Source organism: Cytobacillus firmus (assembly GCF_023657595.1).
Classification (GTDB): Bacteria; Bacillota; Bacilli; order Bacillales; family Cytobacillaceae; genus Cytobacillus; species Cytobacillus firmus_B.
Window position 1 is genome coordinate 3733235 of record NZ_CP098323.1, and the last position, 22267, is coordinate 3755501.

Sequence of the window (22267 nt, forward strand, 5' to 3'; positions counted from 1 at the left end):
AGCTGATGCTTTCTAACATATACTATGGAAGCTGCACTGAAAAGGTTCCTGAATCCCCTTTAAAAAAATAGGTAATTGCCCCTTGCTTATCGGTTCTCAATACTTTGACATTATAGTCATTCATCCTTCTCATTACATCATTATGAGGATGCCCATACCTGTTGTTCCTGCCTGCAGAAATAACGCCAATCCGCGGCTTCAATCCAGCAAGAAATAAATCTGTTGAGGAGGTTTTGCTTCCATGATGTGCGATTTTCAATACATCAGCTCTCAACTTGGGATAAGACTTTATGAGCTGACCTTCCCCCTGTTCCTCCAAATCTCCGGTAAACAGCCAGTTTAACCCTCCAATTTTGGCAAAAAGGACAATAGATCCATCATTTTTGCCAACACCGTCCCCCATCTCCCCGCCAAACGGGGACAAAACTCGAAATACGGAATCTCCTATGAGCCAGCTATCTCCGGCTTTAATGAAGAAAATTTCACTTTTGTTATTTTTAGCCTGTACAACCAAATCCTTTTCAGCCTCCGAGAACTCAGCTCCATGTGGAAACACAACAGACTTTACCTTCATTTCCCTCAGAACAGCTGATGCTCCGCCAATGTGGTCCATATCCCCGTGAGTGAGAAAAAGTTTATCTATTTTACTGATCCCTTTGCTTTTCAGAAAAGGCACTACTGTGTCCTTTCCTGTTTCATATGGGTCGCTTCGCATCTTCCATTCCTCTGTCTCAAACATAGGCGCACCTCCTGCATCTATCAAATAATTCCCTCTCCCATACGGAAGCTTTATCAGGATGCTGTCCCCCTGCCCAACATCAATAAATGTAATCTCACCAGCTGGTGTAAGCACATTTACAAAATAATGAATTACTATCGCAAGAACAGGAAGCACACCGTTCTTAATAATAGCTTTTTTGTTTTTTGACCTTTCCCAGCCGGCAAAGAATGCGGGAATGAGCAGAAGATATATAATCAGATTTAAAGGGGATGGCCTGCCAAGAATAAGGGTCGAATTAGGAATGGCGGAAAGCATTTCAGCAATCCAATTAAGAAAAACGATCATTTTTTCCAATACATGAAGTAAGAAATCTGCCCTTCCTCCTGTTAATAAATCAAAAATAAATAAAATTAATACAACAGGCAGGACTATGGAAGAATACAAAGGCACAAAGATCAGATTGGCAATTATGGAAATAATCGATACCTCATAAAAATGCCAAAGGAGGATAGGAATGGCCGCTATCTGGCAAATAAGAGAAACAGACAGGAGTGCAGCGAGAGGATGAGTGAATTTTTTGAGTATGGCAGGAGCTGAGAGAATAAGCGATAAGGCCACAGCAAAAGACAGCTGAAACCCCGCATTATAGATAATAAAAGGGGAGATAAAAAGATAGCCGGCAAACACAATGGAGATAACATCAGCTAATTGAATAGGGGCCTTCAGCTTCTTTGCCAGTAAAACCAGAAGCATCATAAACACAGCCCGCAGTACAGACGGTGCAGCACCTGTAAGTATTGCATATACCGGCAAAACCATTATTAGGATACTGGTCATTTTTTCTCTGGTGATCCCGGCACGTACTCCTGCAAGAAAAAACATACCAGCAAGCATTCCTACATGAAGTCCGGATATTGCAAGCAAATGGATAATTCCGATTTTCTGATAAGAAGCGACAATATTCTCATCAATAAAACTCCGATCGCCGAAGACAAGTGCGATTGAAAGCGGAGCTGTCTGTTCAGGGAAATGCTCTAAAATATGTTTTGTGCCCATCTCCCTCATTTTTAAAATAGGTAATGTGATGCGGCTTTTATTGTAGGTGCAATCAGAGAGGTTTAACTGTTCCAATTCGAGGATCCAAAAGATACTATTGTGGTTTAAGTAATCCTTGTAGCTGAAGGAATTAGGATTTGTAGATGTTGGAGGAGTCTGTAAGGTGCCATTAACCCGGCATGTCATGCCTATCCTCAGATGGTCTGAAAGGATTTTTTGTTCTGCTTCGGATTTAATCTTATACCTGGCAGCCAGCTTTTCCTTTTTTTCGGTCAATTCAATTAGGACTGTGAGAAGGTCCCCATCTATCTTCACTGATTCTGACAGGGTAATTTCAAAATCACCCTCATTTCCTGTAAGACTTGTCCTGTGATATTCTGCCGCTAATTCACTCCTTATGATTAAGGAAAGGTAAATCAAAATCAGGATGGTCATGTTCTGTTTAGTCAAGATATTCCTTTTTAAAAGGAAAAGGGCAAGAAGAGAAAAAATGACAGCAATTGCCGGATGAAGTAATGATGTCAAATTTCCCAGAAGTGAGGCAGCAGCTGCGTAGATCCATCTGCCTTTCATATCATTTGCTCCTTTAGTTTTTTTGAAGGGAAGCAGCACCTTATCATTGAAGGTGCTGCTTCTTCAATGGATTAATTTTGAAAAAGCTTGTCCTTTTTTTCTTTATAGCCTTTCATAATGTCCTGATCTTTACCGCTTTTTTCAAGCTCATTGATTAAATCCTCTATAAAATCACGTTTTTCCTGTATGCTGTCATCGAAGGATACTTTTTCGGCCGCCACCTGGACAGATTTCACACCAGCCTTCTCAAAGAGTTCAATTCCATAAGGATGATTTTTATAGTCCTGTGCGTAGTAAACTGTTTTAATTCCCGCCTGAATAATTGCTTTGCAGCATTGAAGGCACGGAAAATGAGTTACATATATTTCTGCATCACTTGTCGGCACCCCAAATTTTGCACACTGTAAAATCGCATTCATTTCCGCATGAATGGTCCTGACACAATGGTTATCAATAACATAGCAGCCTTCATCAACACAATGTTCACCGCCGGCAATTGATCCATTATAGCCTCCTGCAATGATTCTCTTATCCCTTACAATGGTTGCTCCGACCGCAAGTCTTGTACATGTGCTCCTCAAAGCAAGCAAATGGCTTTGTGCCATAAAATATTGGTTCCAGGAAATCCGGTCCATCTGTCTCTCCCCTTTACACAGGCTTGTATGCCCTGAATTAAAATATATCTTTTTCTCTCAATAAGTGTAAGCCTCAAGCTTGTGCAGGTCAATGGAATGAAATTAGTTTACACTAATATGCTCTTTGAGTTTTTCAAAAGTTTTTTCCCCTATCCCTGATATTAATTTCAAATCCTCAATATTCTTAAAGGGTCCATTTGTATCGCGGTGTTCAATTATCACTGCAGCCTTAGAGGGGCCAATTCCCGGCAATGTCTGCAATTCTGTTTCATCCGCCCCGTTTAAATTTACCTTTCCGCTATCCTGCTGTCCTTTAACCTCGCCATTTCCGGCTCCCGCCCGGGTCTCCTCAAGAATTTCACCCTCTTTCGGAACATATATCACCATTTCATCTGTAATTTTCAGGGCAAAATTAATTTTAGTGCTATCGGCTTTTGCTGTCAGTCCCCCTGCTTTTTCCAGCAGGTCTATCACCCTTTCACCCTCTTCTGCTTCATACACTCCCGGCTTTTCTACTGCTCCTTTAATATCTGCTTTCATCGCCAGTGGCACCTGTTCAGCCTGCATATCACCTGCTTTTTCTTTACCTTCTTCTCCGTTCAAAGAAATTGACTGTTCAATCTCAGGAAATGCTTCAGTCTCCTGAACGGGCATTAAAATATGATAGAGGAGTGCAGCCAATGCAATCGCACCTCCTGCAAAGTAAAATTTATAGATTTTTATCCATTCGGGCACTATGGATCATCCTTTCTTTTTGGAATAAATGTTTTTTTGATACATATCGTTATATGAGAGAGCCTGCTTTTAAAGGAGGGATATAGCATTGAAAATCGGAATCATTGGCACAGGTAATATGGGGAGAATTTTGACCGAGGCCTTCCTGGATGGAGGAGCCGTTTCCCCGGCCTCCATGACTATAACCAATCGGACAGTGGCAAAAGCGAAGGAAATAAAAGAAACACATCAGGAAATTACCGTTGTAAATAATGCAAGAGAGGCTGCTCATCGTTCTTCGCTGATCTTTATTTGTGTAAAGCCTCATGATGTATATAATGTCGTTCAGGATATTTTGCCGTTCCTGTCAGAAGATAAATGTGTTGTGTCCATAACCAGCCCTATTAGTGTACAACAGCTTGAATCAATTGTGCCTTGCTCAGCAGCGAGGGCGATTCCAAGCATTACTAACCGGGCCTTATCAGGGGTGTCATTATTATCATTCGGTGAGCAGTGCAGCAAACAATGGAAAGGGGAACTTAACAAGCTTTTTGAAAGCATCTCCACACCTGTCTTTATAGAGGAAGCGATTACCAGGGTTTCTTCGGATATTGTCAGCTGCGGACCTGCCTTTTTCAGCTACTTGACACAGCGCTTCATCAATGCGGCAGTTGCGGAAACGGAGATTGATAATGAAACAGCTACAAAGCTTGCAGGAGAAATGCTGATCGGGCTTGGGGAATTACTGAAAAAAGGTTTTTATACATTGCCTACATTGCAGGAAAAGGTGTGTGTCAAAGGAGGAATTACAGGAGAGGGAATTAAAATTCTTGAAAGCGAGCTCGGCAGTGTATTTGAACACTTATTCCAGGCGACACATTCCAAGTTTGACGAAGATCTTGTCGAAGTAAAAAAGCAGTATTCTCTCCACTAGCTATTCGACGTTAATGGAAATAATCCTTCACTATTAAAAAAAAACAGCCGAGAAACCGGCTGTTTTTTTTAGTGTCTTTTCTTTGCAATAAAAATGATTCGTTCAGCCTGGGTGTCTGGCGGTCCTTCTTTAAAATCTCCTGAAACGTCAACAAGGTCAAAACCGCATTCCTCAAGCCAGCTTTTATATTGATCAATAGGATAAGTGCGCTGCAAATGAAGTTCGTCATAGCGGTCATACTTTCCTGTTTCTGCGTCCAGAACAAAAAATGAAAGATCATGCTCTACAGAATTGGGGTATTCGCCCTGAAAGCTGTGCCAGATATATGAAATTTCCTCGTCATTTTCAGCAAAGGTCTGGTTCATAAATATCTGCATAATTTTATAAATGGAATGAACATCAAAAATAAATAGACCATCGTTTTTTAAATAGCTATGGACCCGCCGGAAAGTGTTCTTCACATCTGATTCTGTCTCCAGATAATTCAGAGAATCACAAAAGATGCCAATAATATCAAATTCACTAAACCCTACAAGCTCTGCCATGTTCTGCAGGTAAAAGGGGATTTTCAGACCTTTCTGCTCCGCCTTTGATTGAGCTACAGCCAGCATATCCTCTGATAAATCCACACCGGTTACATTATAGCCCTGTTCACTTAACCTTATGGAAAGCTGTCCTGTGCCGCATGCAAGATCCAGTAATTGTTTGCCTGAAACATTAAATTCCGCATGCTTTTCATTGACCAATTTAATCCAGCTGTCATAAGGAACATCTTCCATCAGCCTGTCATAGAGATAAGCGAACTTTCCGTAGCTCATTGGTTAAGAATGCCCTGAACGTTTTCGACCGGGGCATCCCCCCAGAGTCTTTCCAGATTATAGTAGCTTCTTTCATCCTTATGGAAAATATGTGCAACAATATCACCCATATCAACCAGAATCCACCTTGCTTCATCAAAGCCTTCCATTCGCTTAACCGTAAACCCGTGTTCTTCTGATTTTTCTTTCATTTCCCGAGCAATGGCCTGCACTTGTTTATCAGAGTTTCCGTGGCAAATAACAAAGTAGTCAGAAATCAGGGAAATTCCCTTCATATTAAGAACCGTTATATCTTCTGCACGTTTATCATCCGCTGCTTTTACTGCCGTCATCAGCATAGTATTTTCTTTCATTTGATCAATCCTCCTTATTCATTACAAGGTCATTATAAGTTTTGAAGGAAGCCGGAAATACAGGCTGCCCTTTTTTCATTAAAAACATGATGGTATTTTGAACAGATTTTATTAAAGCCTTGTTCAAGTTCGTCTGTGCTAAATCACGCACTTCGTCAACTCCCGGAAAATGCCTTCCAGGTTCAATATAATCTGCAAGATAAATGATCTTTTCAAGAAGTGCCATTCCCGGTCTCCCAGAAGTATGATATCTTATTGCATCCAGTACCTCTTTATCATGGATTCCCGCTTCTTTCTCAGCCAAAAAAGCACCGACAGGAGCATGCCAAAGTTCACTATTGTAATCCAAAAGCTCGGCTGGCATACCTTCCTTAATGATAATTTCCCTCATTTCTTCCTTAGGGCGGAACTTAGCATAATCATGAAAAATGGCTGCCAATTCAGCTTTCTTACTATCAGCGCCATATTTCTCTGCAAGTTTAATGGCTGTTTCCATCACTCCGACTGTATGAAGGTAGCGATGTTCTGTCAGCTGCTCCTTTACAATATCCAGAGCTGTTTCACGATTCATATAAATGATTCTCCTTTATATAACTCCTTATAGAATCCGGTACCAGATATCGTACAGTACCGCCTTCCTTTACACGGCTTCTGATCATACTTGAGGAGATTCCCATTTCAGGAACGTCAGCATAAAGAATCGGATACGGAGTCTGCAAATTGTAAGTTGGCCGCCTTACTCCTATAAAGGTAATCAATTCAAGAAGTTTGTCAATGTTATGCCACTTGGGCAAGTATTCAACCATGTCAGCTCCAATAATAAAATAAAATTGCTTTTGAGGATAGTGTTCCTTCAAAATCCTGATCGTATCGTAGGTAAATGAAGGACCTTCCCGTTCCAGCTCAATCAACTCCAATTTAAAGCCAGGATGATTCTGCAATGCCAGTTTCAGCATTTCTATTCGATCACGGCTGCTGACATTGTCTGACCTCTTTTTATGGGGAGGCTCATGGTTCGGCATAAACCATACTTCATCCAAACCATGGGAAGACATTACCTCATTTGCAATAATGAGATGGCCTAAATGAGGCGGATTAAAGGTCCCTCCAAGTATGCCTACCTTTTCCATTTACACTCCTCCATACATTCAGTTTAATTTCCCCGAAGCTTACGGCAAGTTGATTTGTTTGTTTTCTTTTGATTCTTTGTATAAAACAATTATATTTCCGATGATTTGGACAACATCAGCCTTCGTGCCTTCTGACAGCTGCTGTGCTACCGTATCTCTGTCTTCTTCACAGTTTTGAAGGACTGAAACCTTTAATAACTCACGGGCTTCCAGTGCTTCTCCTACTTGCTTAATCATGTTTTCATTAACCCCGCCCTTTCCCACTTGGAAAATAGGGTTTAAATGGTGCGCTTTTGATCGCAATAAACGCTTTTGCTTTCCTGTTAGCATAATAATCCTCCCAGCTGATTTAAAACCTTTTGTCTCATTCTTTCAATGTCCGGCCCAATGCCAGTCCACATTTCAAAAGCAAGAGCCCCCTGATACACAAACATATCAATACCATTCTGAATTCCGGCGCCCTTTACGGCAGCTTCCTTTAAAATCCTGGTTTGCAGCGGATTATAAATGATATCACTGACAAAGGCTCCAGGCTTAAGCTTATGTACCGAAAGCGGGCTTTGGCCAATGTCCGGATGCATTCCAATTGATGTAGTCTGAACAATTAAATCGTATGTTTCCAGACTTTCCTCTGCTTTCTGCCGGTTCAGCACACGAGAAGGAACCTCAAAAGGGCAATCATTCAAAATCTGTTCTGCCCTTTCTGGAGTCCGATTGCAAATGTCCAGAAGCTCCGGGGCTTCTTTAGCAATTGTAAAATAAATGGCTCTCGCAGCCCCGCCTGCCCCCACTATCAGAACCTTTTTGTCATTAATTGATTGGTTTTGATTCAGCAGGCCTTTTACAAATCCGCTTCCATCCGTATTGCAGCCAATTAGCTTACCTTCCTGATTGACCACTGTATTAACTGCCCCAATTGCCTCAGCAAGAGGATCCAATTCATCTAAAAGAGGAATGATAGCCTCCTTATGGGGTACTGTAACATTAAATCCCGCAATGCCGATTGCCCTGAACCCTTTAATAGCGTCATTCAGATTTCCCCTGGATACATGAAATGGCTGATAATGTGCATCAATATTGTAAATCTTAAATAATTCATTGTGCATAGCAGGGGACATTGAATGGGAAATTGGATCCCCAATCACTCCAAACAGCTTTTTCAAAAATCCTCACCCCTTTTGAAAAGCGTAAGCAAATGCAAGACACAGCCTAAATTAAAGACTTCCTTATCATGGCATGGACACCTTTGGGAACATATGCAGCTACTTTGGCCCCGCCCTCATTTACCGTTATCCAGCCAAGTCCTGAAAATACTATATCCGTTTTCGGGTCTTTTATTGTGAATTCATGTTTCACAAGCTCCGGGAAGGTTTCCATCTGCTCTATTCTTGGCGGCGTAAGCATTTCTCCCGCATGATTCTCATATAGCTCATCCGCCTTTTCTGTTTTGGTGCGGTGAATAGTTAAGTCATTGGAGAAATGGCAAACAAATGACCGCCGGCCGCCAGCAATGTAATCAAACCTGGCCAGTCCGCCAAAAAACAGAGTCTGCTCTTCATTCAGCTGGTAAACCTTAGGCTTAATTTCCTTTTTAGGTGTTATCACCTTTAAATCCCTTTTATCTACATAATGGGCCATCTGATGATGGTTAATTATACCTGGTGTATCCACTAAAGCCTTTCCGTCAGATAGAGGTATCTCGATAATATCAAGAGTCGTTCCTGGGAAGTGGGAAGTAGTGATGACATCTCCCTCACCTGTTACTTCTTTTAATATACGATTGATGAAAGTGGATTTACCTACATTAGTACATCCTACTACATAAACGTCTTTTCCTTCCCGATAATGATCGATGGCTGCTGCAATTTCATTAATGGAGTACCCTTTTGCAGCACTAGCCAGATAAACCTCTTCCGGTTTCAGCCCCAGCTGTTTTGATTCCTGCTTCATCCAGTTAATCAGCTTGTTTGTCTTCACGGACTTTGGAAGCAGGTCAACTTTGTTTCCAACAAGCAGGATTTTATTGCTGCCCACAAAACGGTGAAGACCTGGAAGCCAGCTGCCGTTAAAATCAAAAATGTCCACAATCTTCACAATAAGTGCATCACTTTGTCCAATTTCATTCAGGATCTTCAGAAAATCATCATCAGTCAAGCTTACATCCTGAACTTCATTATAATGCTTCAGCCTGAAACAGCGCTGGCAAATAATTGTTTCCTTCTGCAGAGCTGATTGAGGAGCATAACCCAACTCATCAGGGTTATCTGCCTGAACTTTTACTCCACAGCCTATGCAAACAAATTGTTCTTCACTCACTTTTTAATCCTCCCACTGAATCATTCCTTTTTTTCTGAACCAATTTAAAATCCGTCTCTCCACCAGACGGTTAAATTTCGTAACAAATCCGTCAGTTTGAGCTACAGGTACGACCAAAATAGTATGGAAACCGCTTCTGTTTCCTCCCAGCACGTCAGTCAGCAATTGGTCTCCAATCACTACTGTTTCTTCTTTTCTCAGCCCCATTTCGGATAGAGCTCTCCGGAAGGCACTGCCCATTGGCTTTCTAGCCTGATAAATAAACGGAATATCAAGGGGATCGGAAAAAGCCTTTACACGATTTTCATTATTATTAGACACAATGGTAACCTTGATGTTGCTTTGCTTCATTTCTTCAAACCAGCTAATCAGCTTCGGTGTTGCATTCGGCCTGTCCCATTCGACTAGAGTGTTATCCAGGTCCGTGATTATCCCTTTAACTCCTTTTTCCTGTAAACTGTGTGGAGTTATTTCAAAAATACTTTTAACATGCTGATTAGGCAAAAATTGCTTTAACACTATATTTACACCTCAATCATTTATTCATATTTTCCGGCAAAAATGTTTCTGCTGCCCTCAACTAGTTCCCCGTCTTTAATGACAATTAGGGTCTGCAGCCTTTCACTTGATAAAACACCGATTTCATCATACCCAATTTCACCCGCTCTTTCAAAATAAAGAATGACGGATACAATCAGGCAGTTCTATTTTATACGGTTCCACAAAATGGGGAAAGACACTCAAAACTCAGTAAATTTCCACGGAATAGTTGTTATTCACCCTTAAAATAAAAATTTTTCGACAAAAATCAACTGCTCCTCACACCTGTGGATAACTTTATGCACATAATCCCATATGATTTTAATACTTTTTCCCTTTTTATAAACAAAATAATCACAGGTTATCCACGGTTTCCTGTGGATAAGAGAACAGTTGTTCTAATCGTTTTAATTTGCTAGAGTAGGGGTACAACATAAAATCTTACATTATATGTATAAAATAATTCTTTTAGAACTGAAATATCAAGGACCTGGAGGTGGGACAGGAATGCGTAAACTGTCAGATGAATTATTAATCGAATCCTATTATAAGGCAAAGGAACTGCAGCTAAGCAAAGACTTCATCCGTTTAATTGAAACAGAAATCCACCGTCGTTCACTATCAAACAGAATAAAAGTTACATCCTAAAAATGGACAAGCCCTGAATAGGGCTTTTTTTATTCTACATATTTAAAACCGGAACAATTGGCCTGCACAATCACAATAGAGTTCCAATCCGCTCTCCTACTTTAATATGAGCAGGAGTCTTAATTGACTTTTCAAGCTGGAATTTCCCCTTCTCAAATAAGAGAATGACGGTAGAGCCAAATGTAAAATAGGCCATTTCCTTTCCTTTTTCAAGCTGGTCCCCTTCATGGGTCAGTTCGATGGAATTTACAAACATAGCACCCACCTTCACAATTGCGATTGCTGAATCACCATGCTTTACTTCAGTTATGCTCCGGAAATTCTTAGAAAGCGTTTCTCTTCCATATTTTAAACCCCATTTGTTAACCGGAAAAGATTTTAACCCCAGAATCCATTGATCTGCTACTTTTCCAGTGACCGGGCTGTGTATCCTGTGGTAGTGGCTCGGACTTAAATAAAAGATCATGTAAGTGCCGCCTGCATATTTCCCTGCTTTATTTGCACCAAGCATCTCAGAGATGGAATAGTTCTTCCCCTTTACTGTAATTATACGATCCTCCCGGATATCCCCAATATCTTCGATTACAGCATCTACAGGACTTACTGCTGAATCAGGGCTCTCATCGGTTACTCGTGCCCCTTCCTTCAGCTTTCTAATGAAAAACTCATGAAGTGTTGGATATTCATGCAGTTTTTTTTCCATTTCACTCTCATTAATATTATAAATTCTTGAAAATGAAGGAATGACCCTCCTGCTTAAACTTGATTGTGCAAATTTCTGAAGTATACCGGATGTCCATCTTCCATTTGTCAATTCAATCAGCAGTCGATATACAGGTTTTAACAAAGGAAATGCCCCCTAACTAAATATGTTCTTTACGAACAGGCATAAAAAGCATAGAATAAAATATTATTATATAACATATAAAACTAAGTTTGCCATAGACTTCCTCAGATTTGGCGCTTTTTTTATTATTAGCTTCAGTAAATTTGCAGATTACTTCTTTTTCCGCCCTTCCCGATAGTTCCCATTTGCCAGAAGACATTTACACATAGCTGTTAGAAAAACTTCCTAAAGTCTGCAAGCTGTGATTCCCCGTTGCAAGGAGTGTTCGATATGTTTTCTCAGGATGTTCTTGATTTAACCATTAAGAAGCTAAAGGCTCAGACTGCCAATATCTTAACTCTGTCTAACTTATTCTTAGGGTGCTTTGCTATTTTGTTTTCTATTAATGACAATTTGAAATTGAGTGTGCTGCTGATCTTTATCGCAGCTCTTGCTGACCGATTTGATGGGATGGCAGCAAGGAAAATGAATATTGAATCTGAATTAGGAAAGCAGCTGGATTCGATGAGTGACATTATTTCGTTTGGAGTTGCACCTGCACTGCTCCTTTACATGGGAGTACTTTATGCATTCGGGGCACCCGGCGCCTTCCTGACTGCTCTATATATAGGATGTGGAGCTTTGCGGCTCGCCCGTTTTAACATTAGTGAGAATAACGGCTATTTTACAGGCCTGCCAATAACAGCTTCCGGATGCCTCGCCACTTTATGTTTTCTGGCTGTCCCGTATTGGCCTTCACCTATATTCCTTTTCATAATGCTGATACTTTCAATTTTAATGATAAGCCCTTTCAGGCTGAAAAAAATGTAAAAAAGCCGTGCTCAAAATAAGAGCGCGGCTTCTATATTTTATTTATCTCCTGTTAATGCCAGGAACTCTTCCACATCATCCATGCATAATTGCACGGCACTTTCCCAGAACTCAGGCTTGGTTAAATCAGCATTTAAATGCTTCATCGCTAAATCTTCAACTGTCATCGATGCAGTATCCTTTAATAATGCTATATATTTTTCTTCATATCCTTTCCCTTCTTTTAGTGCCTGTGCATAGATTCCGAGCGAGAATAAATACCCAAAAGTATATGGGAAATTATAGAATGGCACGCCAGTAATAAAGAAATGCAGTTTTGAAGCCCAGAAGGACGGATGATACTCATCAAGCGCGTCGCCATAAGCCTCTTTTTGGGCTGCCTCCATGATGTCATTCAGACGTTCGGCACTCACATTCCCCTGTTTTCTTTCTTCATAGAATCTGGTTTCAAACAGGAATCGCGCATGGATATTCATTAGCAGTGCAACAGATCTTTGTACTTTATCTTCTAATAGTGCCAGCTTCTCTTCTTCTGACCCTGCTTTTTTCACTGCGGCATCAGAGACAATCATTTCTGCAAAAGTAGAAGCTGTCTCTGCAACATTCATGGCATAATTTCGATTCAGCAAATGGAGATCTCTCATTGCATATGTATGAAAACCATGCCCGAGTTCATGTGCAAGGGTAGAAACATTGGATGGTGTCCCTGAGTATGTCATAAAGATTCTTGATTGGCTGTCTTCAGGAAAGTAAGTATGAAAACCGCCTGGCGCCTTTCCTGGACGGTCCTCAGCTTCAATCCACTTTTCTTCAAAGGCTTTTTTAGAAAAGGAGGTCATCTCTTCTCCGAATTGGGCAAACTGCTCAAGGATAAATTCTGCGCCTTCCTGATAGGATAATTTCGTTTCTGACTCGGAGAGCGGCGCATCCAGGTCATACCAGCTTAATTTCTCTAAACCTAAAAGCTTTGCCTTTCTCTCCAAATATTGAACAAGAGGTGCTTTATTTCGGGAAATTACCCCCCACATTGTCTCCAGGGTTTCTTTTTTCATCCTGTTTAAATCCAGCGGTTCCTTAAGAAAGTCATCCCAGCCTCTTAATTTATATACATTTAATCTAAAGCCGGCTAAGTGATTTAGAGTCTTGGATAGATAGTCAGACTGGCTGTTCCATGACTTTTCCCAATTATCAAAAACTTCCTTGCGCAACTTTCGGTCAGGGCTAGAAAACTTATTGGCAGCCTGCCCAACTGACAGCTGTTTTATCTCCCCATTTTCATTGCATGGAATCTTTATGTTTCCTACTATTACGTCATACATCTGGCCCCATCCGTGGTAACCATCAACAGCAAGAGCATTAATGACAGTCTCTTCCTCCTGCGAAAGCCTTTCTGAGGCTTTTTCGCGGCGCTCGCTTAATACAAATGAGAGTTCATTTAAATCTTGATCATCTATTATTTGCTCCCATGCACCGTGATCTAAACTTGCCAGCTTCTGATCAAATACAGTCAAAGCGTTTTGAAAACCTGCACTCAATTCAGTAGTTGCGCCTCTAAGGTCTTTCGCTTTTTTGTCTTCGGTATTTTGTGCCTGAAGACAGCTGACAAAAGCTCCGGCCTGGCGCACTTTTCTTGCCGTCTGCTGAAACAGCTCAATAATTTTACTTATTTCATCGGCATCTTCAGCTGAGTTAGAAGGCTCCCAATTATGTATTAGATTAGAAAATGAATCAATATGTTTTCTTGTTTCCTGTAAATGCTGTTTAAATTCAGCTGAGTCGCTTCCACCCTTAAAAAAAACATCTAAATCCCACACGGACGAATATGCTGTTGCAGTCATATAATCCCCCCTTAAAAAGTTTCGGCTGCAGAAATATTATACCTTGATTTTTCCGAAATTTCTATAAAATAACACATAAAAGGAGCCCATATCCTAAGATATGAGCCAATTGCTGGTTATCGCTACCTGAAATAGCCGCCATAATAAGCAAATCCCCCAAAAACAAGCAGCAAGATCAGCAGGACAACTGCGAGGGCCAGCCAGAAACCGCCTCCACCATAATAACCGCATGGATAAGGAGGGGGAACAGGATAACCGCCATAACCATAAGGCATAACCAATTACCTCCCTTCGCCTTCTATTACTAAGATATGTATATAATGGACAATCGCTTAGGCTTTTGTACTAAATCACGGTTTAAAATGATGTTTTCTTAGCACCTCTATTAGAATAATTCATAGAATATACTAGAAGGAATTTTATGGGAGGAGTGTTAAATGAAGATTATCTCAATCTGCAAAAAATGCAAAGGCACTGGCAGCATAACAGCATGTAAATTCATAAAGAAAACCTGCCCTGCCTGTAAGGGGTCAGGCAAAATGACAAAACACCTTTCCGATATCAAGTATCTGGAGAGAAATAAGTTTTTTCTTCACTCATAACAGGTAGCCATTAATTTGAACCCTTCCACAGGCAAGGGTTTTTTATTTTTTGCTGAAATACTATATAATGACATCGATAATTATAACCATTGAAAGTTATGGATTGGAGTGAAACGAATGAAACATGGCAGAACGATTTTGGCGGTTCTCCTTTTATTGCTCACTGCCGGCTGTTCTGTGGAGGATGAGCAAAGTAAGAAAACTGCTGATGAACCTTCAAATAAAACTTCAGAAGCGACTGATTATACTATTATTGAGGCCTCAGCTCAGCAAATCGAGCATATTCAAGGAATTGGATATCCCGGAAATGATGCCGGACTTTACCTTTCATCCAGCGAAGGCTTAAAATTTTTTAAAGATGGCATTTGGCACGAGACGACTTCTCTTAACCATGACTATATGGGATTTCAGGCTGTCAAAGATGGATTTATTGTCAGCGGCCATCCTGATAAGAATTCCGTTATAAAAAAACCTCTTGGAATTGTGAAAAGTACAGATAAAGGAGCCTCTTTCAAGAAACTGGCTTTTAACGGAACAAGTTCCTTTCCTTTTCTAGCTGCAGGCTATAATACCAATCTAATCTATATGATCAATCAGGAAAATAACGATGAACTCAAGGCAGGTGTATACCGCTCTCAGGACGCAGGAAAAACATGGGATCCAGTCAGCTTAAAAGGACTTGAGGCCGACACACTTGGTATGATTGCGGCACATCCAACTAATCCTGAAATCATGGCCATGTCAACAAGAAGCGGCATCTTTTACTCACAGGATAAAGGGGAAACTGTAAAGTTAGTATCTGAGCCAATTATGGCTACAGCCCTCGCATTTACGGAAAACAGCTTGTATTATGCCTATGCAGATCAGGAAAAGGTCCAAATGAGCAAAATTGATCTTAAAACGATGGAAAACTCACAGGTTAAAATCCCTTTTCTCAGCTATGACAACCCTATTACATACATTGCTGCCGAACATAAATCTGACGGAAAGCTTGCTGTTTCAACTTATCTAAAAGATGTATATGAATCTGCAGACAGCAGTGAGAACTGGAAGCTCCTATTGAAAAACGGCAGAATTAAATAACTAAAGGGACAGTCAAACTGTCCCTTTAGCTGTTACTTTTCCTTTTTTCTTTTTCCGCCCGATAAAACTCATGAAACATTTTCATTAATGCTCTCTTTTCAATTCTGGAGACATAACTTCTTGATATGCCAAGCTCTTTGGCTATTTCTCTTTGTGTTTTTTCTTTTTGCAGGTCAAGTCCGAACCTGCCGACAATGACTTCTTTTTCTCTGTCATCTAAAACATCAATATACTCCTTCACTTTTTCCAGCTCCATATTTAGCTGAATCGTATTAATAACATCCTCAGATTCCGACTTAAGAACATCAATAAGAGATATTTCATTGCCTTCTTTGTCCTGCCCAATAGGATCATGAAGGGATACATCTTTTTTAGTCTTCTTCAGTGCCCGTAAGTGCATCAGTATCTCATTCTCAATACAGCGGGCTGCATAGGTGGCAAGCTTTGTGCCTTTCCCTTCCGAATAGCTCTCGATGGCCTTTATCAGTCCGATTGTCCCTATTGAAATCAGATCCTCAGAATCCTCTCCTGTATTTTCGAATTTCTTTACAATATGGGCAACGAGCCTTAGATTATGTTCAATAAGCATATTACGGGCATGCGAATCGCCAGCAGCCATCAAACGCAGGTATTTCTTTTCATCTGCAGGAGACAGCGGTTGAGGAAATGCATTATTTTTTACATAAGATACAAGAAACACTATCTCCTTAACCAAAAACCCGAGTGCAGTTAAAATACCGGACATCGTTCCACCCCCGCTTATAATGCGTTCAAAAATGCCTATAACTAATTCCTATGTATGGATGGAGTTGTTTTTGTCTGTCCAATTCAGATAATTTCCTCAGAAAAAATTCCGTCCCTCATTTTTTCAGCCAATAGTCCTTCAATAAAGCTTTTCGCTATGATGATAGGATATAATTATTCATGGTATGATTTTTATCGCCTGCATGCGGTATACATAGCTCCGTTTCAAGTTATATAAATAATCAGGAAGAAAGAGGTCTTGATAATTTGAATGGTCAGAGAATAATTTTAGCCCTCGTATTTTTTATTGTTTTTCTTGACAGCCTTGCAAAGTTTATTTTTGAAGGTTTTTCTTTAAAGACCTTGCTGATATTGCTCGCAGTTTCTGGAATTGTCCTATTTCTCTGGATTTACCCTAACAAAAAGGACTGACTTCTCAATCCAGAAGTCAGTCCTTTTTTTTATATTTCATATTACTCTATTACGCTTACCTCAGCAGAAATGATGCAGCCGACAGTACCGCACACAACTAATCCCATTACGATCCAGAACATCCTCCACACCCCTTTTTTAATTCCTTATTTTCTTTAATGTAACATGGTTTCTGCTTCAGAAAACGGGAGGAATGTGAACATTCTGTTAATCAGCATCAAGTGGATCAGTTCCTTTTCTTTCGGAATTTCAAGGTTAAAATTAAAATATGCAAAGACACGCTCCTTACCTCCTAACCGGTTACAGCTTTGTTAGGTGGAATCTTTCTCCACCCAAAAAATTGCCTGACGTCCTTGTAAAATGTAAATCATCTAACAAACCACCTTTCTTGTTTTTTTGTCACTGAAATTAAAATGGACGGTAAATTGAGAATTGACGATCACGGTTTTGTTCAATAATTTTTTCAACCATTTGTTCACGAACAACATCTTCTGCTGATACGTGACGTTTTTTTATCGTGACTGTTAAAAATAAGATATTTAATGTCATTAGATATTCCACCTCCTCTTTCATATCCTGCCAAAAGGCACAAAAAAGCCGCAAAGAGATATACTCCCAGCGGCCTGCCATTAAGGCATAAAAAACCGCAGGGCACAATTCTCCCTGCGGCATGGATATGTAATGTCAATAAAGCAAATCTAAGCGATCCATTCCATGTAGGTCGAATTTGTACAATATTTATTTAGCTGTGTTCCTAATACAATTGCAGTTAACATCATTTCATTCGACCTCCTTTTTAGAATTTTCACTTACACTGGTAATTATATCCACGATTATGCAGTTTGTAAACCTTTTTTGATAAATTTTTATTTTATTTTTTTGTTTTATAAATACAGCCTGTTAATTTCCGCTGCAGGGTGTAGTTTAGTGAGTTGCTCTTCGCTGGGGGCATTTGAAAATGCTGACGCATTTCCTTCGTGCGGTGTTCGTTATTAAGAAGCAACATGCTTTACGAAAATAGCCAATGAAAAAAACGCCCGGATATCCGGACGTTTATTTTACTTATTTTCTCATGAGGTATTCCTGACCTTCATCCGTTTCATTCAATTTCGTTCTGCATCGTCTGGAAAGGATAAAGAAAAGGATTGAGCCTATAAGGAAAGCTGAAGAAGATCCAGCCATTATATATAAATCAGAAACTGTATTTGCAGTGTCAGGGATAATTAAGCCAATGTAAAAAAACGATCCGACAGCGAGCATTGAAATTGCAAACCGCTTGAAATCAACCATTTTTTGATATAAGTTCTTTGCTTCGTTCATCATTTATTATCACCTTCTAAGAAAGACTATGTTTCTACTTTAACATACTTAGCAAGTTTGAAGGTGATGTAAATAATGTAAGATAGGAAAAATAGGGAAGAGATTATCCCTTTTTAAAGTTATTTGTTATTCTTAAGGGCATTTACTATCTTCATTACAAGTGTAGCAGAATGAAGTGCTGCCTTCTCCAAAAATTGCTCAAATGAAACATCAGATTCTTTTCCTGCAATGTCTGACAGGGCACGGATGACAACAAAAGGAGTCTCAAACTGATGCGCAACCTGAGCAACCGCTGCTGCTTCCATTTCTACTGCCTGAAGGTCTGTAAATTTATCACGGATATAATCCACTCTTGCAGGATCACTCATGAAGGAGTCACCTGTTGCAATTAACCCTCTTACAACCTGGATATCCCCGATTTCCTTGGCGCATGCTTCAGCAATCTGCACGAGGCTGTGATCGGCTTCGAATGCTGCCGGCAATTGAGGTACCTGTCCATATTCGTAGCCAAAAGCGGTAACGTCTACATCATGATGTCTAACCTCAGTCGAAATTACCGTATCTCCCACATTCAGTTCAGGATTAAATCCTCCAGCTGAACCGGTGTTAATGACATAATCCGGCTTGTACCGCTCCAAAAGGATGGCAGTCGACATGGCTGCATTTACTTTGCCTATTCCAGAACGGAGCAGCACAACATCCGCACCACTCATTTTTCCTGCTGTAAACTCGCATCCTGCAATAGTATCCTGTTGCTTATCTTCTATTTTATCTCTAAGTAAAGTAACTTCCTCTTCCATTGCTCCAATAATAGCTATTTTCATTTTAAGACCTCTTTCTATGCTTTGATTACATTCATGGAATTAGTTTGCCCATATGATTTATGCAAACTCTATTCTACCATCATAGACGGGATGTTTGCCATATTCGTAAATAATTCATGCATTAACCTCTCAGGTTTTGAAAGTTGCCAGACTAAAACTCACCCCATAAAATAAAAGATAGTATCGAAGGGAAGGGGGAATCACGATGAATTTCCAGTTTGATTTGATAGAAGATAAGGTTGAGTTTTATGAGGCTCCTACTTTAAAGGAGCTTGAAAAGAAGATAAATTTACAGATTGAGCATAATAAAGCCATCCTTTTATCTGTCCACCACGTATCGCATCAAATGCATCTTGATGAGAATGGAAGGACTTATTTCTCGGCGGTGGTTCACTATAAAGCAAAAAAATAAGGACGCCTTGGCGTCCTTATTAACTAATTTATTGCATTTAAGACCTCTACTCTGGATGGCTTCCATCCTTCTCCGTCAACCCAGTCTATATAGACACGGTACTTTTCACTTTGATCTTTTGTGGAAACTGTCCCAACAGAGCTATTGGGCCCATTATTTCCGAGGAACCAAACAGTCATATTCCCCTGATCAACACCTGTCGCATAAGAAATGGCACTGAGCATTTCCTGCCAATCTGCATGATTTTGATCGTAGACAGCAGTATGCTCTCCCGTTTGAGAGGTTCCGACTGGTTTCCATGATGGATTTTCAATCGTTTTTTCAACGTCAGGTCCGCTTCCACCTTCTGTTACGACTTGTTCTTTATCTTCTTCAGGTTCCTCTTCAGCATTCTCTTCTGTTTCTTTTTCTTCTTCTTCAGACTCTTTATCTGCTTTCTCTTCGTCTTTATCCTCGTTTTGCTCTATATCATTGCCCTTGTCTTCCTTGTTTTTCTCATTTTGCTTCGATTCAGATGCTGTCTGTTCATCGGCAGGAAGTGCCTGGTCATTATTACCGCCGAAGAATATCTTGGCTGATACAACAATAATAAGGATGATGACAAGTGCAATAAGGCTATTTAAGATGATATTGGTTTTTTTTCTTTTTTCCCGTTTACCAAAACGGGATTCTCTGTTATTCCCTTTCAAGACTTTCTCCTCCCCAATCTGTCAGAATTACAAGTAAATATCAAAATGAACTGTTTAATGCACTAATATAATATAATTTTCACTTATAATTTAGTCTGTTGATTTCCGCTCCAGGCACGCAGCGAACCCGCGGGGAGTCCTGCGAGCCTCCTCGGCTTTGCCTGTGGGGTCTCGCATTCCCTCACTTCACGCAGAAGTCAAGTGCCCACAGCGAGGATCAACTCAGTGCATATACTTAGTGCACAAATCTACATACTTTGAAAGAAATTAATATAAAAAATGAGGATTACTTTACTCAAACAGCGGCTGTCAACATTCTAACACGGAATCAGGTTATGTTAAAAGAAATAACCTATGGACACCTGTACTGCCGGCAATTAAATGGACGACAGAAGTATTCGGAAAGTTACACTATACCATATTTGTTTACTGGTCTGCAGAGCCCAATGGAGGAGTTTCCTGGTTATGATTATAGTTATAGATTTCTTTGACGATATCAGCAAAGAGCGGATTCACTCCTCCTGTGTCTTCAGTAACCTCCAGATTTACAGTTACAAGGGCATATTTTGGATTTTTATATGGAAAATAACCCGCGAACCATTTATTGTGAAGCTGCTTTCCATCTGCCATTATGCCCGTTTCGGCAGTGCCGGATTTGCCTGCAACTTCGTAAGGAAGTTCTTTAAACCAGCGGCCGGTCCCTTCTTCATTGATTACGACTTCCCTTAGCAGCCTTTGAAGCTTCATAGCGGTAAACGGGGCAATTATTTCTCCCTGCAGCTTCTGTTTCTCGAATTCTATAAGAGATGTACTGTTTTTATATTCAATTTCTGACGCAACCCGGACCATATCTTTCTCTCCTCCTCTGGCTATAGCTGCCATCATGTTGGCAACAGCAAGTGGAGTAGCTCTCACCTCATGCTGTCCAATTCCTGTCAGGCCTGCAAAATTACTGTCTTTCTTAGCATCTTCAGACAGAAACACCCGTCCTTTTTCTTCGTCCTGAAGCTGTTTAAAATCGCTGAAGTGATAAATATCTCCCTCCCAGCTTACAGGACCTATTAATGACAGTTTGTCTGCATACTCCTCAAGGAGATCCGGGTTAATATCTTTTAATTCCTTAGCAATGGATGCAAATGTATTATTACAGCTCCTGGCAAAGCTCTCATCGAAATTCAGCATGCCATGCTGATATTTAAGATCCGGCTCCCCATTTATTTTCCTGCTGCAGTCAAATTGCCTTTTAGGGTCGTCCAGACCATGGTCAATTGCGGCTGCTGCCACTACCGTTTTAAAAACCGATCCCATGATCTGCTGTTTAATCATATGATTAATCGTCCCTCTGCTTTCTTCATCAAATGGATTATGTTTATTAAGGGATGGACGCGACACCATTGCCAAAATTGAATTAGTCTCTATATCAAGCAGGACAATACCGCCTTTTTTAATCCCATGCTGATCCGCCAATTTTTCAGCCATCATTTGCAAATCATAGTCCAAAGTTGTCCTAATATTAACCGGATAAAAGGGATTTGCCGGTTCAACATATTTTACATCGATGCCAAACAGGGGTCCGCCTGTTCCATCTACATGATAAACAAGTTTTGATGCCCCTTCAGGAAGCAGAAATTCATCAAAGCTCTTCTCCATGCCAGTAATGCCGATCATTGTGTCAGGAGACAGATCTTTGTCTGGGTACCTTTCATTAAGGACGTCCTGATTTTGGCCGGTAATTCCAATTAGCTGGGATGCGGGTTTTTCGGAACGGCTGTATTTCTTTTCAACAGCAAAGACACCCGGAATTTTCAAATCATTGATTTTCTCCATTTGATCGTAAGACAGCTGAATGGGCTGCGGGCTTCCAAATGCAAAAGGTTCTTTTGCATTCTCAACAGAATGACGCAAAGAATACTCCGAAGCACCCGTAATTTCAGATATCTTTTTTATATCCCAATCCATTCTTGCGAGGAAGGGGAATAATATAAGAACAGATTTGTTTTCAAATGTCATGGGATTACCGCTGCGATCAAGAAAATCCCCTCTCCCGGCATCGATAATCATTTCCTGGGAGCGCTGACGGACACTTGCTTCCAAAAGATTGATTTCCCTGCCTGTAAAATGCTCTGTTGAAACAAGCTGCAGCTGTATAAGCCTTCCCATTAAAAAACAAAGAATTATGAAACTAACGATTAGCCAGCCAACTGCTCTTTTTCTCCACATAAAAAACA

The 22267-nt window shown here is 40.4% G+C and carries 25 protein-coding genes; 5 read left to right on the forward strand and 20 right to left on the reverse strand.

Features of this window, described 5'->3' with window-relative positions:
• Window positions 1-22: 22 nt before the first annotated feature.
• The 3 genes from NAF01_RS18940 to NAF01_RS18950 form a co-directional block, all read right to left on the reverse strand.
• A complete protein-coding gene (locus NAF01_RS18940; protein ID WP_250800966.1) occupies window positions 23-2350 on the reverse strand; it encodes a DNA internalization-related competence protein ComEC/Rec2 in 2328 nt (775 codons plus the stop codon).
• Window positions 2351-2421: 71 nt separating this feature from the next.
• On the reverse strand, window positions 2422-2985 hold the full coding sequence (locus NAF01_RS18945; protein ID WP_250800967.1) for a ComE operon protein 2: 564 nt from the start codon (window positions 2983-2985) through the stop codon (window positions 2422-2424).
• Between the two features lie 102 nt (window positions 2986-3087).
• Window positions 3088-3720, reverse strand: a complete 633-nt coding sequence (locus NAF01_RS18950) for a helix-hairpin-helix domain-containing protein (protein WP_250800968.1) — start codon at window positions 3718-3720, stop codon at window positions 3088-3090.
• 88 nt (window positions 3721-3808) lie between these two features.
• On the opposite strand from NAF01_RS18950, the gene comER reads away from it, so the two are divergent.
• Window positions 3809-4633: a late competence protein ComER gene (gene comER, locus NAF01_RS18955; protein WP_197248201.1), complete on the forward strand. Its 825-nt coding sequence runs from the start codon at window positions 3809-3811 to the stop codon at window positions 4631-4633.
• A 68-nt stretch (window positions 4634-4701) separates the two neighbouring features.
• Here comER and NAF01_RS18960 read toward each other — a convergent pair whose 3' ends face one another.
• Genes NAF01_RS18960 through NAF01_RS18995 form a run of 8 tightly spaced genes read right to left on the reverse strand, consistent with a single transcriptional unit; the run spans window position 4702 to window position 9769 of the window.
• Window positions 4702-5451 (reverse strand): class I SAM-dependent DNA methyltransferase, encoded by a 750-nt coding sequence (locus NAF01_RS18960; protein WP_197248203.1) that lies wholly within the window; start codon window positions 5449-5451, stop codon window positions 4702-4704.
• The gene (gene rsfS / locus NAF01_RS18965) at window positions 5448-5804 is read right to left on the reverse strand and encodes a ribosome silencing factor (RefSeq protein ID WP_048010312.1); all 357 of its coding nucleotides are present in this window, start codon (window positions 5802-5804) and stop codon (window positions 5448-5450) included. The genes NAF01_RS18960 and rsfS overlap by 4 nt, the downstream gene beginning before the upstream one ends.
• Before the next feature lie 4 nt (window positions 5805-5808).
• Window positions 5809-6375, reverse strand: coding sequence for a bis(5'-nucleosyl)-tetraphosphatase (symmetrical) YqeK (yqeK, locus tag NAF01_RS18970; protein WP_250800969.1), 567 nt, complete (start codon window positions 6373-6375; stop codon window positions 5809-5811).
• On the reverse strand, window positions 6365-6934 hold the full coding sequence (locus NAF01_RS18975; protein ID WP_250800970.1) for a nicotinate-nucleotide adenylyltransferase: 570 nt from the start codon (window positions 6932-6934) through the stop codon (window positions 6365-6367). The genes yqeK and NAF01_RS18975 overlap by 11 nt, the downstream gene beginning before the upstream one ends.
• Before the next feature lie 39 nt (window positions 6935-6973).
• Window positions 6974-7264 carry a ribosome assembly RNA-binding protein YhbY gene (gene yhbY, locus NAF01_RS18980; protein WP_048010315.1) on the reverse strand — a complete coding sequence of 97 codons (291 nt, stop codon included), beginning with the start codon at window positions 7262-7264 and terminating at the stop codon, window positions 6974-6976.
• On the reverse strand, window positions 7258-8097 hold the full coding sequence (aroE, locus tag NAF01_RS18985; protein ID WP_250800971.1) for a shikimate dehydrogenase: 840 nt from the start codon (window positions 8095-8097) through the stop codon (window positions 7258-7260). Before aroE ends, yhbY begins: the two co-directional genes overlap by 7 nt.
• A gap of 46 nt (window positions 8098-8143) precedes the next feature.
• The gene (gene yqeH, locus NAF01_RS18990) at window positions 8144-9250 is read right to left on the reverse strand and encodes a ribosome biogenesis GTPase YqeH (RefSeq protein WP_197248207.1); all 1107 of its coding nucleotides are present in this window, start codon (window positions 9248-9250) and stop codon (window positions 8144-8146) included.
• 3 nt (window positions 9251-9253) lie between these two features.
• Window positions 9254-9769: a YqeG family HAD IIIA-type phosphatase gene (locus tag NAF01_RS18995; RefSeq protein WP_250800972.1), complete on the reverse strand. Its 516-nt coding sequence runs from the start codon at window positions 9767-9769 to the stop codon at window positions 9254-9256.
• Between the two features lie 528 nt (window positions 9770-10297).
• Between NAF01_RS18995 and NAF01_RS19000 the strand changes: the two genes are divergently transcribed.
• Window positions 10298-10438, forward strand: a complete 141-nt coding sequence (locus NAF01_RS19000) for a sporulation histidine kinase inhibitor Sda (RefSeq protein ID WP_035331211.1) — start codon at window positions 10298-10300, stop codon at window positions 10436-10438.
• A gap of 70 nt (window positions 10439-10508) precedes the next feature.
• Here NAF01_RS19000 and NAF01_RS19005 read toward each other — a convergent pair whose 3' ends face one another.
• Complete coding sequence (locus tag NAF01_RS19005; RefSeq protein WP_048010319.1) at window positions 10509-11285, reverse strand: phosphatidylserine decarboxylase; 777 nt, start codon at window positions 11283-11285, stop codon at window positions 10509-10511.
• 270 nt (window positions 11286-11555) lie between these two features.
• Here NAF01_RS19005 and pssA point away from each other — a divergent pair, with 270 nt between their 5' ends.
• Window positions 11556-12095 carry a CDP-diacylglycerol--serine O-phosphatidyltransferase gene (gene pssA, locus NAF01_RS19010; protein ID WP_222497715.1) on the forward strand — a complete coding sequence of 180 codons (540 nt, stop codon included), beginning with the start codon at window positions 11556-11558 and terminating at the stop codon, window positions 12093-12095.
• A 38-nt stretch (window positions 12096-12133) separates the two neighbouring features.
• Here pssA and NAF01_RS19015 read toward each other — a convergent pair whose 3' ends face one another.
• Window positions 12134-13933, reverse strand: coding sequence for a M3 family oligoendopeptidase (locus NAF01_RS19015; RefSeq protein ID WP_250800973.1), 1800 nt, complete (start codon window positions 13931-13933; stop codon window positions 12134-12136).
• Window positions 13934-14055: 122 nt separating this feature from the next.
• Window positions 14056-14208 (reverse strand): hypothetical protein, encoded by a 153-nt coding sequence (locus NAF01_RS19020; RefSeq protein WP_174749532.1) that lies wholly within the window; start codon window positions 14206-14208, stop codon window positions 14056-14058.
• 444 nt (window positions 14209-14652) lie between these two features.
• On the opposite strand from NAF01_RS19020, the gene NAF01_RS19025 reads away from it, so the two are divergent.
• Complete coding sequence (locus NAF01_RS19025; protein WP_250800974.1) at window positions 14653-15618, forward strand: F510_1955 family glycosylhydrolase; 966 nt, start codon at window positions 14653-14655, stop codon at window positions 15616-15618.
• Window positions 15619-15643: 25 nt separating this feature from the next.
• Here NAF01_RS19025 and sigK read toward each other — a convergent pair whose 3' ends face one another.
• The 4 genes from sigK to mtnN all read right to left on the reverse strand — a co-directional run bounded on the left by sigK (window position 15644) and on the right by mtnN (window position 18938).
• Window positions 15644-16363 (reverse strand): RNA polymerase sporulation sigma factor SigK, encoded by a 720-nt coding sequence (gene sigK, locus NAF01_RS19030; protein ID WP_048010323.1) that lies wholly within the window; start codon window positions 16361-16363, stop codon window positions 15644-15646.
• Between the two features lie 839 nt (window positions 16364-17202).
• Window positions 17203-17343 (reverse strand): YrzI family small protein, encoded by a 141-nt coding sequence (locus tag NAF01_RS19035; RefSeq protein WP_082139001.1) that lies wholly within the window; start codon window positions 17341-17343, stop codon window positions 17203-17205.
• A 513-nt stretch (window positions 17344-17856) separates the two neighbouring features.
• Window positions 17857-18117 (reverse strand): YrhC family protein, encoded by a 261-nt coding sequence (locus tag NAF01_RS19040; RefSeq protein ID WP_048010325.1) that lies wholly within the window; start codon window positions 18115-18117, stop codon window positions 17857-17859.
• A gap of 116 nt (window positions 18118-18233) precedes the next feature.
• Entirely contained in the window at window positions 18234-18938 is a 705-nt protein-coding gene (gene mtnN / locus NAF01_RS19045; RefSeq protein ID WP_197213349.1) for a 5'-methylthioadenosine/S-adenosylhomocysteine nucleosidase, read from the reverse strand.
• A gap of 205 nt (window positions 18939-19143) precedes the next feature.
• On the opposite strand from mtnN, the gene NAF01_RS19050 reads away from it, so the two are divergent.
• A complete protein-coding gene (locus NAF01_RS19050) occupies window positions 19144-19350 on the forward strand; it encodes a YrzA family protein (RefSeq protein ID WP_048010327.1) in 207 nt (68 codons plus the stop codon).
• Window positions 19351-19373: 23 nt separating this feature from the next.
• On the opposite strand, the gene NAF01_RS19055 is transcribed toward NAF01_RS19050, so the two are convergent.
• Together NAF01_RS19055 and NAF01_RS19060 are read right to left on the reverse strand one after the other, a co-directional pair.
• The gene (locus tag NAF01_RS19055; RefSeq protein WP_197213346.1) at window positions 19374-20039 is read right to left on the reverse strand and encodes a YrrS family protein; all 666 of its coding nucleotides are present in this window, start codon (window positions 20037-20039) and stop codon (window positions 19374-19376) included.
• A gap of 426 nt (window positions 20040-20465) precedes the next feature.
• A complete protein-coding gene (locus NAF01_RS19060) occupies window positions 20466-22259 on the reverse strand; it encodes a peptidoglycan D,D-transpeptidase FtsI family protein (protein WP_250800975.1) in 1794 nt (597 codons plus the stop codon).
• Window positions 22260-22267: the final 8 nt, after the last annotated feature.

Excerpts from the sequence above, each read along its gene's own strand:
- NAF01_RS18940 (WP_250800966.1), bottom strand. The coding sequence starts at position 2,350 with ATGAAAGGCAGATGGATCTACGCAGCTGCTGCCTCACTTCTGGGAAAT.
- NAF01_RS18945 (WP_250800967.1), bottom strand. The coding sequence starts at position 2,985 with ATGGACCGGATTTCCTGGAACCAATATTTTATGGCACAAAGCCATTTG.
- NAF01_RS18960 (WP_197248203.1), bottom strand. The coding sequence starts at position 5,451 with ATGAGCTACGGAAAGTTCGCTTATCTCTATGACAGGCTGATGGAAGAT.
- rsfS (WP_048010312.1), bottom strand. The coding sequence starts at position 5,804 with ATGAAAGAAAATACTATGCTGATGACGGCAGTAAAAGCAGCGGATGAT.
- yqeK (WP_250800969.1), bottom strand. The coding sequence starts at position 6,375 with ATGAATCGTGAAACAGCTCTGGATATTGTAAAGGAGCAGCTGACAGAA.
- NAF01_RS18975 (WP_250800970.1), bottom strand. The coding sequence starts at position 6,934 with ATGGAAAAGGTAGGCATACTTGGAGGGACCTTTAATCCGCCTCATTTA.
- yhbY (WP_048010315.1), bottom strand. The coding sequence starts at position 7,264 with ATGCTAACAGGAAAGCAAAAGCGTTTATTGCGATCAAAAGCGCACCAT.
- NAF01_RS19000 (WP_035331211.1), top strand. The coding sequence starts at position 10,298 with ATGCGTAAACTGTCAGATGAATTATTAATCGAATCCTATTATAAGGCA.
- pssA (WP_222497715.1), top strand. The coding sequence starts at position 11,556 with ATGTTTTCTCAGGATGTTCTTGATTTAACCATTAAGAAGCTAAAGGCT.
- NAF01_RS19015 (WP_250800973.1), bottom strand. The coding sequence starts at position 13,933 with ATGACTGCAACAGCATATTCGTCCGTGTGGGATTTAGATGTTTTTTTT.
- NAF01_RS19020 (WP_174749532.1), bottom strand. The coding sequence starts at position 14,208 with ATGCCTTATGGTTATGGCGGTTATCCTGTTCCCCCTCCTTATCCATGC.
- NAF01_RS19025 (WP_250800974.1), top strand. The coding sequence starts at position 14,653 with ATGAAACATGGCAGAACGATTTTGGCGGTTCTCCTTTTATTGCTCACT.
- sigK (WP_048010323.1), bottom strand. The coding sequence starts at position 16,363 with ATGTCCGGTATTTTAACTGCACTCGGGTTTTTGGTTAAGGAGATAGTG.
- NAF01_RS19035 (WP_082139001.1), bottom strand. The coding sequence starts at position 17,343 with ATGACATTAAATATCTTATTTTTAACAGTCACGATAAAAAAACGTCAC.
- NAF01_RS19040 (WP_048010325.1), bottom strand. The coding sequence starts at position 18,117 with ATGATGAACGAAGCAAAGAACTTATATCAAAAAATGGTTGATTTCAAG.
- mtnN (WP_197213349.1), bottom strand. The coding sequence starts at position 18,938 with ATGAAAATAGCTATTATTGGAGCAATGGAAGAGGAAGTTACTTTACTT.
- NAF01_RS19050 (WP_048010327.1), top strand. The coding sequence starts at position 19,144 with ATGAATTTCCAGTTTGATTTGATAGAAGATAAGGTTGAGTTTTATGAG.
- NAF01_RS19060 (WP_250800975.1), bottom strand. The coding sequence starts at position 22,259 with ATGTGGAGAAAAAGAGCAGTTGGCTGGCTAATCGTTAGTTTCATAATT.